This window comes from Noviherbaspirillum aridicola (genome assembly GCF_019656455.1).
GTDB lineage: Bacteria > Pseudomonadota > Gammaproteobacteria > Burkholderiales > Burkholderiaceae_D > Noviherbaspirillum > Noviherbaspirillum aridicola.
In genome coordinates, this window is sequence record NZ_BPMK01000001.1 from 352,591 (window position 1) to 365,571 (window position 12,981).

General features: G+C 67.1%; 13 protein-coding genes. 4 read left to right on the plus strand and 9 right to left on the minus strand.

Annotated elements, in window-relative coordinates; genetic code table 11:
• Window positions 1–38: 38 nt before the first annotated feature.
• Window positions 39–518, minus strand: coding sequence for a DUF3237 domain-containing protein (locus NCCP691_RS01710; protein ID WP_220806496.1), 480 nt, complete (start codon window positions 516–518; stop codon window positions 39–41).
• A 141-nt stretch (window positions 519–659) separates the two neighbouring features.
• Between NCCP691_RS01710 and NCCP691_RS01715 the strand changes: the two genes are divergently transcribed.
• Window positions 660–1,454, plus strand: coding sequence for a helix-turn-helix transcriptional regulator (locus NCCP691_RS01715; protein WP_220806497.1), 795 nt, complete (start codon window positions 660–662; stop codon window positions 1,452–1,454).
• Here the strand turns inward: NCCP691_RS01715 and NCCP691_RS01720 are convergent.
• The 8 genes from NCCP691_RS01720 to NCCP691_RS01755 all read right to left on the minus strand — a co-directional run bounded on the left by NCCP691_RS01720 (window position 1,451) and on the right by NCCP691_RS01755 (window position 10,280).
• Window positions 1,451–2,632 (minus strand): acetyl-CoA C-acetyltransferase, encoded by a 1,182-nt coding sequence (locus NCCP691_RS01720; protein WP_220806498.1) that lies wholly within the window; start codon window positions 2,630–2,632, stop codon window positions 1,451–1,453. The genes NCCP691_RS01715 and NCCP691_RS01720 overlap by 4 nt on opposite strands.
• A gap of 22 nt (window positions 2,633–2,654) precedes the next feature.
• Window positions 2,655–3,794 (minus strand): CaiB/BaiF CoA transferase family protein, encoded by a 1,140-nt coding sequence (locus NCCP691_RS01725; RefSeq protein ID WP_220806499.1) that lies wholly within the window; start codon window positions 3,792–3,794, stop codon window positions 2,655–2,657.
• A 26-nt stretch (window positions 3,795–3,820) separates the two neighbouring features.
• Window positions 3,821–4,969, minus strand: a complete 1,149-nt coding sequence (locus NCCP691_RS01730) for an acyl-CoA dehydrogenase family protein (RefSeq protein ID WP_220806500.1) — start codon at window positions 4,967–4,969, stop codon at window positions 3,821–3,823.
• A gap of 104 nt (window positions 4,970–5,073) precedes the next feature.
• On the minus strand, window positions 5,074–6,345 hold the full coding sequence (gene phaZ, locus NCCP691_RS01735) for a polyhydroxyalkanoate depolymerase (RefSeq protein WP_220806501.1): 1,272 nt from the start codon (window positions 6,343–6,345) through the stop codon (window positions 5,074–5,076).
• 162 nt (window positions 6,346–6,507) lie between these two features.
• Entirely contained in the window at window positions 6,508–6,693 is a 186-nt protein-coding gene (locus NCCP691_RS01740; protein ID WP_220806502.1) for a hypothetical protein, read from the minus strand.
• A gap of 440 nt (window positions 6,694–7,133) precedes the next feature.
• Complete coding sequence (locus NCCP691_RS01745) at window positions 7,134–8,039, minus strand: queuosine salvage family protein (protein WP_220806503.1); 906 nt, start codon at window positions 8,037–8,039, stop codon at window positions 7,134–7,136.
• 109 nt (window positions 8,040–8,148) lie between these two features.
• On the minus strand, window positions 8,149–8,895 hold the full coding sequence (eutC, locus tag NCCP691_RS01750) for an ethanolamine ammonia-lyase subunit EutC (RefSeq protein ID WP_220806504.1): 747 nt from the start codon (window positions 8,893–8,895) through the stop codon (window positions 8,149–8,151).
• Entirely contained in the window at window positions 8,892–10,280 is a 1,389-nt protein-coding gene (locus tag NCCP691_RS01755) for an ethanolamine ammonia-lyase subunit EutB (protein ID WP_220806545.1), read from the minus strand. The genes eutC and NCCP691_RS01755 overlap by 4 nt, the downstream gene beginning before the upstream one ends.
• 460 nt (window positions 10,281–10,740) lie before the next feature.
• On the opposite strand from NCCP691_RS01755, the gene NCCP691_RS01760 reads away from it, so the two are divergent.
• The 3 genes from NCCP691_RS01760 (at window position 10,741) to NCCP691_RS01770 (ending at window position 12,906) form a co-directional block, all read left to right on the plus strand.
• Window positions 10,741–11,097, plus strand: a complete 357-nt coding sequence (locus NCCP691_RS01760) for a YciI family protein (protein WP_220806505.1) — start codon at window positions 10,741–10,743, stop codon at window positions 11,095–11,097.
• A 118-nt stretch (window positions 11,098–11,215) separates the two neighbouring features.
• Window positions 11,216–11,632: a YciI family protein gene (locus NCCP691_RS01765; RefSeq protein ID WP_220806506.1), complete on the plus strand. Its 417-nt coding sequence runs from the start codon at window positions 11,216–11,218 to the stop codon at window positions 11,630–11,632.
• Complete coding sequence (locus tag NCCP691_RS01770; protein WP_220806507.1) at window positions 11,632–12,906, plus strand: RNA polymerase sigma factor; 1,275 nt, start codon at window positions 11,632–11,634, stop codon at window positions 12,904–12,906. Before NCCP691_RS01765 ends, NCCP691_RS01770 begins: the two co-directional genes overlap by 1 nt.
• The last annotated feature ends 75 nt before the right edge of the window (window positions 12,907–12,981 follow it).

The window sequence follows — 12,981 nt, forward strand, 5'->3', positions numbered from 1 at the left end:
TCCTCTTTCCTTGTTGATGTAATGCCGTCCCCGGGTCTCTAGCGGACCAGAAAGACGTCGATCAGGGCGGCCCCGGCGGTGCGGGCGCCGCGGCCGATGGCCAGCAGCGAGTTCAGGTGGCGCCAGCGTTCGCTGCCGGTCTGAAAAGTGATCGCGGTGCGGAAGTAGTACTGGTCGGCCGGCACCTGCTCTCCCCTCGCAAGTTTCTGCATGACGTCCGGCGGGCCGTGCCGGTAGCCTTCGCTGCGGATCTCGATCAGCGCGCCGTCGTCGCCGCGCAGTACATAGTGGGCGGCGATTTCGAGTGTGCCGTCTGCACGCTGCACCTGCCAGTCCACGCCGCCGGCCAGCACCTCGCCCCGCAGCTGCTCCCCTTCCACCGTGCCGCCGATGATCGGGACGAAGCGCCGCTCGCCGTGCGCCGCGTGCCCGAGGCTGACGACCGGATCCACCCGCGCGGTGATCCGGCAGAATGGACTCAGCCCGATGCCGTGCTTGTCCTGCGACTGGAATTCCATTAATGTCCCCGTGTTGTCCGAATCCGCCCCCGGCGCTGCCGGGATTCTGTCGCGGCTCCTTCCGGTTCTTCCATGATAGGACCTGCGGCGACAAATGAATGTCCTCCGAAAGGAGGACAAGACTGCACTGGCGAATGCCCGATGAATGCCTGGACGCTTGCAGAGGAAAATCCTTCCGGCTCTTTCGCGCTCGACGCCCTGTCGCGCATCATCGCGCACATCGGCTCGCCCGGGTTCGCCTCGGCGGCGCTGAGCGACATCAACCGCGGGCTGCCCGCCGGCTCGTGGAGCGTCTACCGCACCTCGACCGCGTCCGCGCCGGTCTGCTACCTGTCCGGCAGCTACCTGCGCCGGGACGCGACCGGCCATTGCTTCCGCGCCTACCGTGACGGCCTCTACCGGGAAGACAGCACCTTCGAGGCGCTGACGGGCAATACGCTGGGCATCGTCCATCTGACGGCCGGCGACGTGCGCAACGCGGGCCACCGCCGGATGATCTATGAGCGCCACCGGCTGCGTGAACGGCTGTCGGCCGCGCGGCGCCGCGACGACGGCAGCATACTTACGGTCAATCTGTACCGGCACGACGACCAGGCGGGCTTTCGGGACCGCGAGCTGGCGGAGTTCGGGATCATGGCGCGCGGACTGTTCAGCGCGGTGGAGCGGCAGATCGCGCTGCAGCCCGAGTGCGGGCTGCGCAATGACGAGCAGGCGCTGAGGCGGCTGGCGCCCGACCTCGCCGCGCGCGAGATGGATGTCTGCCTGCGGCTGCTCAGAGGCATGAGCCATGACGGCATCGCCTGCGATCTCGGCATCAGCGCTACCACGGTGAAGACTTACCGCAACCGGGCTTTCGCCCGGCTCGGCATACACCGCAACAATGAGCTGTTCGCCGCCGTGCTGCGCGGCGACGAGGGTGCGCTCCGGTCGCGCTAGAGTCGCTCGACGATCGTCACATTCGCCATGCCGCCGCCCTCGCACATGGTCTGCAAGCCATAGCGCCCGTTACGCTGCGCGAGCGCGTGCACCAGCGTCGTCATCAGCCTGGTGCCGGACGCGCCGAGCGGATGGCCGAGCGCGACCGCGCCGCCGTTGACGTTCAGCCGCGAGGGGTCGGCGCCGGTTGCCTGCATCCAGGCCAGCGGCACCGATGCAAAGGCTTCGTTGACCTCGAACAGGTCGATGTCGTCGATCTTCATGCCTGCCTTCCTGAGCGCATGCACGGTGGCGGGAATCGGCGCCTCGAGCATGATCACCGGATCGTGGCCGAGCAGCGACATGTGATGAATGCGGGCCAGCGGCTGCACGCCGAGATTCTTCAGGCCTTTTTCATTGACCACCATCACGCCGCTGGCGCCATCGCATATCTGGCTCGCGTTGGCCGCCGTGATGACGCCGCCCTCCTGCAGCAGCCTGACGCCGCGGATACCCTCGGGCGAGGCATCGAAGCGGATACCCTCGTCCACCTCATGCACATCGCCCGTCTCGGCGCCGTCCGCGGTGCGCACGGGCAGCGGCAGGATCTCGCGCCGGAACAATCCTTCGCGGCTGGCGGCGATGGCGCGCTGGTGGCTGCCCAGCGCGTATTCATCGAGCGCCTCCCGCGCCAGGCCGTATTTCTTCGCCACCATCTCCGCCCCCATGAACTGGCTGAACTCCGGCGTGTCCGGGTAGCGCGCGCGGATGGCGGGACTCATGTAGTGACCCATGCCATTCTTGGCCGGCAGCACGCTGGTCGACCCCATCGGCACCCGGCTCATGCTCTCGACGCCCGCCGCGATCACCACATCCATGCTGCCCGACATCACCGCCTGCGCGGCGAAATGCAGGGCCTGCTGGGAAGAGCCGCACTGGCGGTCGACCGAAGTGCCCGGCACCGACTGCGGCAGCCGGGAGGCCAGCACCGCGTTGCGCGCGACGTTGGTGGACTGCTCGCCGATCTGGCTGACGCAGCCCATGATCACATCTTCCACCAGGGCCGGGTCGGCGCCGCTGCGCTCCACCAGTTCATCGAGCACGCGCGCGGCGAGGTCGACCGGATGCCAGCCCGAGAGCCGGCCGCCGCGCTTGCCGCCCGCGGTCCGTACTGCTGCAACGATAAATGCTTCTGCCATGTCGTCTCCTTGGTTGAATGTCTCAGATCACGCCGCGCTGTTTCAGATCGTCCACCAGCGCCGGCGCGATGCCCCAGTCGCGCAGGATGGCTTCGCTGTGCTCTCCCGGCTGCGCGGGCGGCGACGGCAGTTCCGCGCGGCGCGCGGAAAACCGCGGCGCGGGCGCGGGCTGCGTGATGCCGTTGAGGCGGATGAAGGTCTTGCGGGCGGCATTGTGCGGATGCTCGGGTGCTTCGTCCCAGTCCAGCACCGGCGCAAAGCAGGCATCGGTGCCTTCCAGCAGCGCGCACCACTCGTCCCGCGTGCGCGTGCGGAAGACCTCGGCCAGCCGCTGCTTGAGCAGGGGCCAGGCCTGCCTGTCGTTCTGGCGCCTGAACTCCGGATCGTCGATCTCGCACAGGCGCAGCAGCGTTTCGTAGAACTGCGGCTCGATCGCGCCGACCGCGACCGCCTTGCCGTCCCGGCAGGCATAGGTGGTATAGAAGTGTGCGCCGCCGTCGAGCAGGTTCTCGCCGCGCCGGTTGCTCCAGGTGCCCTCCGCCCTGAACCCGTACATCATCGCCGACAGCAGCGCCGCCCCGTCCGTCATCGCCGCGTCCACCACCTGGCCCTTGCCGCTGCGCTGCGCTTCCAGCAGGCCGCACAGGACGCCGAACGCCAGCAGCATCGCGCCGCCGCCGAAGTCGCCGATGTAGTTGAGCGGCACCGCCGGCGGTTCGTCTGCCTTGCCGATCGCATGCAGCGCGCCCGACAGCGCGACATAGTTGATGTCGTGTCCCGCGGCATGCGCCAGCGGGCCGTCCTGCCCCCAGCCCGTCATCCGTCCGTAGACGAGCGAGGGATTGCGCTCGCGGCAGATGTCCGGCCCCAGCCCGAGGCGCTCCATCACGCCCGGGCGGAAGCCTTCGATCAGGGCATCGGCTTTTTCCACCAGCTGCAGCACCGTCTCGGTCGCACCCGGCTTCTTGAGGTCGATCGCGAGCGAGCGGCGGCCGCGCGCGGTGACGTCGAAACGCGGATCGACCACCGGCGTCCCCGTGCCCGGCGGCCGGTCGATGCGAATGACTTCCGCGCCCATGTCCGCGAACATCATTGCGCAAAACGGAGCCGGTCCCAGCCCCACCATCTCGATGATTCTCAGCCCTGCCAGCGGTCCCGCCATGTTCTCCTCGCTTTCGATAGGATCGGCTACAGTGCGCGCGCGATCACTTCTTTCATGATCTCGTTGGTACCGCCGTAGATGCGCTGTATGCGCGCGTCGACGTACATGCGCCCGATCAGGTATTCGTTCATGTAGCCGTAGCCGCCGAACAGCTGCAGGCATTCATCGACGACCCGGTTCTGCAGGTCGGTGCTCCAGTACTTCAGCATCGACGCATCGACCGTGTCGAGCCGGCCGGCGACCAGGTCTTCGATGCAGCGGTCGACGAAGCTGCGGGCGACCCTGACCTGGGTTGCGATCTCGGCCAGTTTGAAGCGGGTGTTCTGGAAGTCGGCGATCGCCTGTCCGAATGCCTGCCTCTCCCTCGTATAGTCGAGCGTCGCCCGGTAGGCACCCTCCATCGCGGCCGCTGCCTGCACCCCGATCAGCGTACGCTCATAGGGCAGGTCGCTCATCAGCTGGAAGAAGCCCTTGCCCGCTTCGCCGCCCAGCACGCAGTCGGCATCCACCTGCACGTCGTCGAAGAAAAGCTCGGCCGTGTCCTGCGCCTTCATGCCGATCTTGTCGAGCAGGCGGCCGACGCGGAATCCGGCCCGGTCCCTGGTCTCCACGATCATGATCGACATGCCGCGCGCGCGCGCCGAGGGATCGGTCTTGACCACCACCAGCACGAGGCCGGCGAGATAGCCGTTGGTGATGAATGTCTTGGAACCGTTGATCCGCCAGCCGTCGCCATGGCGCTCGGCGCGGGTGCGAATCCCCTGCAGGTCGGAACCGGCGCCCGGCTCGGTCATGGCGATGGCGCCGACGAGTTCGCCGCTTGCCAGGCGCGGAAGATACCTGTGCTTCTGCGCCTCGGTGCCGTGATTGAGCAGGTAATGGGCGGCGATGCTGTGCACCGCCACGTTCATGCCGGTCAGGCCCCGCAGGCCCATCTCGTCATGGACGACCGCCTCGTGCCGGAAGTCGCCGCCCGCACCGCCGTATTCCTGCGGTATGTCGGCGCACAGCAGGCCGAGTGCGCCCGCCTTGCGCCAGAGGGCGGGATCGACATGACCGCGCTTGCGGGCGGCCTCGTCGTCGGGAATCATTTCGTGATCTAGGAAGCGGCGGACGGTGTCGCGCACCATCTCCAGCTCCTCGTTCATCCAGGAGCGCCTGAAGCCGATCGCCATGCCTGTTGTCTCCGTTTTATCGTTATATGCGCGGGGGCACCGGCGGCCCCGCAGCAGTGAGCATACCGCAAGCCGTGCGGGCGCATCCAGCGCGGCTGCCGAGGCTAGAGCGGCGCGGTCTGCAGCAGAGGCCGGGCAGGAGGCCGGCTTGCTTCGCCGTCTTGCGGCGGGCGCTTCGGGTCCCCTCCGCGTTCCGCGATCATCGCGCGCACCGCCGGACACACGTCATCCTGCCACGTGCGGCCGTTGAACAAGGCGACGTGGCCGGTGCGCGGCTGGGTCAGGCGCCGGCGCAAGGCGGGGGGCAGTCCGCTGCAGAGTTCATGCGCGACATGCGTCTGCCCGGGTCCGCAGACATCGTCCTCCGCCGCCTCGATCGTCATCAGGGCGCAGTCCCGGATCGCCTCCGGCCGCACCCGTCTGCCGCGCCAGTACAGGCGCCCGCGCGCAAGGGCCGCCTCCTGAAAGACCTGCCGGATCGTGGAGAGATAGAACTCGCCGCTCAGGTCGAGCAGCGAAAGTTCGTCCAGGTAGCCGTGGCGCGCCTGCTCGATCTGCGCCCGGTCCCATACGCCGAGCCCGGCGCAGGACTGCAGCAGCGCGGAAAACCTTTCGGTCGACTCGTTCCGGGAAAAACTGGGTACCTGCAGGAAGCCGGGCGCGACGCGCCGGCCGACTCCGGCGAAGCCGGGAGGCACGACGGTCGTCATGCAGCGCTCGAACCACGTCACGGGCGTGCCGGCCGCAAACCGCCCGATGGCGGTCGGGCTGATGCGCGGATCGACAGGCCCGCACATCAGCGTGAAGCTGAGTGGACGCACGTCGTCATCGTCCTCGGCCAGCAAGGCGGTCGCGGCCAGCGATGCGGTGCTCGCCTGGCATATCGCGACGAGGTGCGCGCCGGGTCCGATGCGGCGAAGAAAATGCAGCAGATAGTCGATGTAGTCATCCAGATCGAATCCGCCCTGCCCGAGCGGGACGTCGCGCGCGTTATGCCAGTCGGTGACATAGACGTCATGACCGTCGAGCAGTCCACCGACCGTATCGCGCAGGCGGGATGCGTAATGCCCCGACAGGGGCGCCACCAGCATGACGGGCGGCCCGCCCGCCCCCCGCCGGAAACGCACGAGGCTGCAGAAAGGAAGCGAACAGACGACTTCTTCCCGGGTATCACCCCCGCTCAGGCGAAAAGGAGGGCGCTCGCCGGACACCTGCAGCGCGGCGAGCAGCTCCCAGGCTGCACAGGCATTGCGCATGGCGGCGGGCAACGGCGCCGAAAGCGCGCTGATGGTGCGCAGCGAGGCGAGACATGCCTGCTGCCATGGCGCCAGGATGGCGACGCCGAACTCATACGCAAGATAGGGTTCGTGATTCATGCGGGGAGCGGTGGCACAGGCCGGCGGCTGCGGCCATGCGGATGTCTGGACAAGCCCACCATGATAGGGACGCAGGCGTTCGCCGGTCCCGAAATCGCGACAGCACTGATGTCTGTCAAAGCGCTGCTGAATCCGCAGGCTTGTCTGCCCCGGTTTTCCCCGTCAGCCCCGGGGCGCCAGCAGGTTCAGCACCTGTTCCTTGCTCTCCCAGAAATGCAGCGGGTGCGCGGTGCCCTTGAGGACGATCCCGCAACCGCCGAACCGGGTCTCGAGAATTTCCGCGATACGGGCGCGCTCGATGGTCTGCGGCGCGCGGCCGGACAATGCGTGCAAGGTAATGGTGTCCATTTTTCTCTCCCTGGATTCGAGGCTGATTGCCTGGAGGGACTTTCCTACGGCGGGCCGGCGTCAATGTTGACTGTCGTCAACTGGATGACGGGAAGAAGAATGGGGGAGAAGTAAACGGGGTGTGAGGGACAAAAAAAAGCCCGCTGCGGGAGCGGGCTGAATCCAATTCAAAGAGAGTTGGAGGAGACAGATGAAGAATACTGCGGCGCACAAAAAACATCCGCTTTCCGTTGGTGATGACAGATATTTCCATAACGCATAACATGAAAAAAGCCTGCGTCGCGCGAACGACGCAGGCCTCTTTGCATTGTCTCCACCTCATCCTGGGCTTGGATTTTTTCGGTACTGCGGACGCAATCCTACACCCGATTTTGTCAAAATTGCGTAAAAGTGCTTAGGCGCACGAATTTTTTTTGGGGGCCGTGTCGATCACGCTTCACTCAGTAATCGGTGGTAACGGTGAGGTGATAGGGAATGCTTCCGCTGGCATGCCGGTTGTGCCAGAGGACGTTGACCATCGCATGCTCCGACACGCCGAGGTGCAAAGCCATCGCCTGCGCGCCGAGCACCGTTGCCGAGCGTATGGCCCGTTCCTCGGGGCTGTTGCGCAGAATGAGCACATGCTTGTCGATCATCTCCGCGAGCGCCGGCGCGAAGCGCAGGACGCGGATCGAACGCATTACGCGGGGCATCTGGTAGCTCGCCGCGACGGTGATGTCGCAGTCGACGCCCGAGCCCTGCTCCATCAGGTAGCCGGCGTACCACATCAGCGCCAGCTGCGCCCGCATCAGGTAGGCGTCTTGTCCGAAAGCCATCGGAAACCGCTGGGCCAGCCGCTGCGCATCGTCCGAACTCATGCGTCCCGAACGGCCGGCGGCCACCAGTTCCGACGCCGCCTCTTCCAGCTGCCTGTCCTGCAGCACCTCCCTCAGGAACTGTCCGCGTCGGCGAGGGAGCGATATCTGGCCGAACGCAGAGAGCACCGCCTGCTCGTCCCCCGTACCCAGCAAGTCGCGCAGACGTTCGGGTCCCTGCAGTTCGCCCCATGCATGATCGAAGGCGGCAGCCAGGCCATGGGCGCCGCCCGAGCCGTTCCAGTGGTAGCGGCTGAACCCATCCGGCTCCGGTTGCCAGAACATGAAATTGAGGCTGTTGAGGGCGATGCAGTAGGCCGCGGCGGATTCCGGCGAGCTGCCTGCGGGCTTGCCGAACAAGCCCGAGGTCATGTGACTGAAACGATCGCCGCGCGCCGGCAGGCGGCTGATCACGTCTTCATCGAATCGAACCAGCTCGGGCTGGTAGTCGGCACGGGCCTGGTCGAGCAATTGTTGTTTTGCGGATGGCATGGCGGCTCCTGCGTAAGCAAGCTGCACAATACCCGAGTCCCGGCGCGGAAACCAGTTCGGAGATCAAGAATTGCGGAAACGATGCGTCCGCGTGCCGCCGCACCCTACGCTACGCTTTCAGGAGCGCGGCGCCCAGCCGTACGCCGCTCATGCCAAGCCGGCGCGACAGCCTGATCAATGCCGCCAGCTGCCGCGCCGCATCGTCGTACCCCAGCCCGGCGGGGCGGATATTCGAAATGCAGTTGCGCTCGCTGTCGAGGCTGCCGATGCGTGGCGACCAGGTGAAATAGATGCCCAGGCTGTCCGTCGAACTCAATCCCGGCCGCTCGCCTATCAGTACGGCCACCGCACGTGCCCGCAGTGCGCAGGCAATGCCGTCGCCCAGCGCCACACGCGCCTGCCGGGCGATGACGACCGGCCTCCCGTCCCAGTCGCCGTCCAGTGCGCCGCGAAGCCGCTCCAGCACGGGCAGCGCATGTTCCTGCACCGCGGCGGCCGAGAGGCCATCGCCGACTACGATCGCCAGCTCGCTCGCCGGCGCTTCCTTCTCGAGCCGCATGCGGCTCTCGTCGTCGAGCCGGCGACCGAGATCCGGACGCAGCAGATAGACCTGCCGGTCGGTCGCGGCGCTATGCGCCTGCAGCACCCTGAAGCCGCCGCCGGCGAGCGCGGTCGCCAGCGCGGCGACATCGAGGGCGGCATGCACGGCGTCGCGCGCCGCCGCGTGGGCCACCCCGAAACGCAGTACTTCCGTCGTCGGCAGGCTGGAGCCCGTACGGCCGAGCGCGATGCGCGCGCGGGTACAGCTTCGCAGCTGCTGCCAGGGATCGCCGGCGGTGCGGGGCGGCCGGCTCATGCCTGCACCCCCGCGACGGATGCCAGCAGCGGGTGACCGGCGACCGCGGGCAACAGCCTGCCGTCGTTGTCGCTGATGCGCATGCGCGCCAGCCAGGCCTCGAACTCGGGGGCACGCTTGTGACCGAGCAGGCTACGCAGGTACAGCGCGTCGTGAAAGGAGGTGCTCTGGTAGTTCAGCATGATGTCGTCCGCCCCGGGTACGCCCATGATGAAGTTCACCCCCGCCGCGCCCAGCAGCGTGAGCAGGTTGTCCATGTCGTCCTGGTCGGCCTCGGCATGATTGGTATGGCAGATGTCGCAACCCATGGGTACGCCGAGCAGCTTGCCGCAGAAATGGTCTTCAAGACCCGCGCGTATGATCTGCTTGCCGTCGTACAGGTATTCCGGCCCGATGAAGCCGACCACGGTGTTCGTCAAAAGCGGGCGGAAAGCGCGGGCCACCGCATAGGCTCGCGCCTCGCAGGTCTGCTGGTCGACACCGTGATGGGCATCGGCCGACAGCGCGCTGCCCTGCCCGGTCTCGAAGTACATCAGGTTGTCGCCTATCGTGCCGCGATGGAGCGACGCCGCGGCGTCCTGCGCTTCCGCGAGCAGCGCCAGCGACACGCCGAAGCCCGCGTTGGCCCGCTCGGTGCCGGCGATCGACTGGAACACGAGATCCACCGGCGCGCCGGCTTCGATGGCCCGGAGCTGGGTGGTGACGTGGGTGAGCACGCAGCTTTGCATCGGAATCTCGAAACGCCGGCGCAGTTCGTCCATCGCCCGCCATAGCGGCAGCATCGCCTGCAGGCTGTCGCCGGCCGGATTGATGCCGACCACGGCGTCGCCGGCGCCATACATCAGGCCGTCGAGCATGCTGGCGGCGATGCCGCGCAGGTCGTCTGTCGGATGATTCGGTTGCAGCCGTACCGCGAGATGTCCGGGCAGTCCGATCGTGGTGCGGAAGCGGGTCACCACCCGGCACTTGCTGGCGACGAGGATGAGATCCTGGTTGCGCATCAGCTTGCTCACCGCCGCGGCCATTTCAGGCGTGATGCCGGGGGCAAGCGCGGCGAGCGTTGCGCTGTCCGTCTCATCGGCGAGCAGCCAGTCGCGAAATTCCCCCACGGTGAGGGCAGCGACGGGCGCGAACGCCGCGGCGTCATGGGAATCGACGATCAGGCGCGTCACCTCGTCGTCCTCATAAGAGATCAGCGCCTGCTCGAGAAAGGCTCGCAGCGGCAGGTCGGCGAGCGCCATGCGGGCGGCCATTCTCTCCTGGTTGGTGGCCGCCGCCAGACCGGCAAGGCAGTCGCCGGAACGCAGCGGACTGGCACGCGCAAGCAGCGTCGCCAGATCCGGGAAGTGGTAACTGTTGGCACCTGCCCTGCTGTGGTATCCCATGGCTTCCCCCATCGAGACATCGTGCTTCACTGTCGGTCGTATCCCGCCCCGGCTCCCTCAAGGCAAATCCCATGCCATTGCTGCTCATATAGGCTGCGTGAATGAACGATATGCGAACATATCATTGGCCGTACGCGTGGCGGGGCCGGATACTGCAAGCAATACTTTTCAACCCAAGGAAGAAAACATGCCCGCCTCCGCAACCGTTCCTCGTTCCGCCGGCAACGGCGCCGCGCTCGTCGTCGTCGTGCTCGACGCGGCCATCTCCGCCTGGCAATCGATCGCCGCGCGCTTCCGCGGCTGAATGCGCAGCGGCGCCGAGGCAGTCCCGCTCCCGCAGCGCACATAGACCAATCCCGAAAGCCCGCCGGTCTCACCGGCGGGCTTTTGCTTTTCAGGCACGGGCAATCTGGTTTATAAATCGGGTTCCGGCGGATTGCCACATCGACCATTGCCAGCCATGTCCTACATGCTCCTCATCGTTGAACCCACCGAACAGCGCCGTTCACGCTCCGAGGCGGAGGGCCGCGAAGTCTATGCCCGGATGCAGGCATTCGCCGCCGAGCTGCAGGAAGAAGGCGTACTGCTCGCCGTCGAATCGCTCGCGTCTCATGCAAACGCCGCGCGGGTCCGCACCGAAGGGGGCCGCGCGCGCGTGATGGACGGCCCGTTTGCCGAGGCCAAGGAAATGGTCGGCGGCTTCTTCCTCCTCAACTGCGCCAACCGCGACCAGGCGATCGCCATCGCCGCGCGCTGTCCGGCCGCGGAATGGTGCACGGTGGAGGTGCGCGCGCTGGCGCCCTGCTACCAGGCCTGACGCCGCCACAAAAAATCCTGCCGGCGTTGTCGAATCCGACGCTGCCCGTTCGTCGTATGCATGACAGCCGCTGCCGGCCACGCCGCCGGCCAGCGTCATGACCACAAGGAGAACTTGCATGCGTTTCATGATCATTGTGAAAGCCAGCGCCGATACCGAGGCCGGCGTCATGCCGGAGGAGCCGCTGCTGGCAGCCATGGCCCGATACCATGAAGAACTGGCGAAGGCGGGAGTCCTGCTCGACGCCAATGGACTGCGCCCCAGTGCCCAGGGCTGGCGCGTCCGCCATTCGGACGGTCGGACCACGCTCATTGACGGCCCGTTCACCGAGACCAGGGAGCTGATCGCGGGCTACACCCTCATCCAGACCCGGAGCCGGGAAGAAGCGCTGGAATGGACCCGCCGGTTTCCCGCGCCGCACGGACCCGGCGTGGATGCCGAAATCGAGGTGCGTCAGCTTTTCGAACTCGACGACTTTGCTCCCTCGCCGTCCATCGAACGCTTCCGAGACATGACGGTCGACGGCGGCGGATGATGCAGGACGCCGTACATCAGGCCGTCGCCGGCGTCTGGCGAATCGAGTCGGCGCGCATCGTGGCCGCGCTGGCGCGCATGGTGCGCGATATCGGGCTGGCGGAAGAACTGGCTCAGGACGCGCTGGTCGCCGCCCTGGAAAGCTGGCCGGTCGACGGCATTCCCGACAACCGCGGTGCGTGGCTGATGACGACCGCGAAGAACCGCGCACTCGACCGGTTCCGGCGCGACAAGTCGCTGGCCGACAAGCTGGCGCAGATCGGGCAGGATCTCGAGGCACAGGAGGCACTCGTCGTGCCGGATTTCAGCGACAGTCTCGATGAGCACCGCAGCGACGGCGTCGCCGATGACCTGTTGCGGCTGATCTTTACCGCCTGTCACCCGCTGCTGTCGCAGGAAGCGCGGGTAGCGCTGACACTGAAACTGCTGGGCGGCCTGTCCACCGAAGAAATCGCACGGGCATTCCTGATACCCGAGGCCACGGTCGCCCAGCGCATCGTGCGGGCGAAGAAAACGCTGGCGCAGGCGCGCGTCCCGTTCGAGGTGCCGCGCGGCCCCGCCCTGCAGGAACGGCTGGAAGCCGTACTGGAAGTCGTCTATCTGATCTTCAACGAAGGCTATACGGCGACCTCGGGCGATGCCTGGATGCGGCCGGCCCTCATGGATGAGGCACTGAGGCTGGGACGCATGCTGGCCGAACTGGCGCCCGGTGAACCGGAAGCGCACGGGCTGGCCGCTTTGATGGAATTGCAGGCTTCACGCGCCGCCGCGCGCACCGGTGCGGATGGAAGACCGGTGCTGCTCGCGGACCAGGACCGCAGTCGCTGGGACCGACTGCTGATCCGCCGGGGAATGACGGCGCTGCGGCGCGCGGAGGCGCTCGGCCGGCCGTCCGGGCCATACGCCTTGCAGGCCGCGATTGCCGCCTGCCACGCGCAGGCGCCGAGCGCCGCGCAGACCGACTGGGCGCGCATCGCCTCGCTCTACGCCGCCCTCGGCGCGATCACGGCCTCGCCGATCGTCGAACTCAACCGCGCCGTTGCCGTGTCGATGGCAGAAGGCCCCGAGGCGGCGCTGGCCATCGTGGATGCTTTGCGGGCAGAACGCGCGCTGCAGCGATATCAATGGCTGCCCAGCGTGCGGGGCGATTTGCTCGCAAGACTGGGGCGCCATGAGGAAGCTCGCGAGGAATTTCTCCGGGCGGCGGCGCTCACGGCGAACGACAGGGAGAAAGCACTGCTGCTGGAAAGAGCGCAACAGGCCGCCCGCCGCTAGCATCGGCCGCGCCGCGGCGTGCGGCGGGCAGCCCATGGCAGGGGCCCGCCATCGGGCTGCCGTTGCTTGCGGCCC

Excerpts from the sequence above, each read along its gene's own strand:
- NCCP691_RS01710 (WP_220806496.1), bottom strand. The coding sequence starts at position 518 with ATGGAATTCCAGTCGCAGGACAAGCACGGCATCGGGCTGAGTCCATTC.
- NCCP691_RS01715 (WP_220806497.1), top strand. The coding sequence starts at position 660 with ATGAATGCCTGGACGCTTGCAGAGGAAAATCCTTCCGGCTCTTTCGCG.
- NCCP691_RS01720 (WP_220806498.1), bottom strand. The coding sequence starts at position 2,632 with ATGGCAGAAGCATTTATCGTTGCAGCAGTACGGACCGCGGGCGGCAAG.
- NCCP691_RS01725 (WP_220806499.1), bottom strand. The coding sequence starts at position 3,794 with ATGGCGGGACCGCTGGCAGGGCTGAGAATCATCGAGATGGTGGGGCTG.
- NCCP691_RS01730 (WP_220806500.1), bottom strand. The coding sequence starts at position 4,969 with ATGGCGATCGGCTTCAGGCGCTCCTGGATGAACGAGGAGCTGGAGATG.
- phaZ (WP_220806501.1), bottom strand. The coding sequence starts at position 6,345 with ATGAATCACGAACCCTATCTTGCGTATGAGTTCGGCGTCGCCATCCTG.
- NCCP691_RS01740 (WP_220806502.1), bottom strand. The coding sequence starts at position 6,693 with ATGGACACCATTACCTTGCACGCATTGTCCGGCCGCGCGCCGCAGACC.
- NCCP691_RS01745 (WP_220806503.1), bottom strand. The coding sequence starts at position 8,039 with ATGCCATCCGCAAAACAACAATTGCTCGACCAGGCCCGTGCCGACTAC.
- eutC (WP_220806504.1), bottom strand. The coding sequence starts at position 8,895 with ATGAGCCGGCCGCCCCGCACCGCCGGCGATCCCTGGCAGCAGCTGCGA.
- NCCP691_RS01755 (WP_220806545.1), bottom strand. The coding sequence starts at position 10,280 with ATGGGATACCACAGCAGGGCAGGTGCCAACAGTTACCACTTCCCGGAT.
- NCCP691_RS01760 (WP_220806505.1), top strand. The coding sequence starts at position 10,741 with ATGTCCTACATGCTCCTCATCGTTGAACCCACCGAACAGCGCCGTTCA.
- NCCP691_RS01765 (WP_220806506.1), top strand. The coding sequence starts at position 11,216 with ATGCGTTTCATGATCATTGTGAAAGCCAGCGCCGATACCGAGGCCGGC.
- NCCP691_RS01770 (WP_220806507.1), top strand. The coding sequence starts at position 11,632 with ATGCAGGACGCCGTACATCAGGCCGTCGCCGGCGTCTGGCGAATCGAG.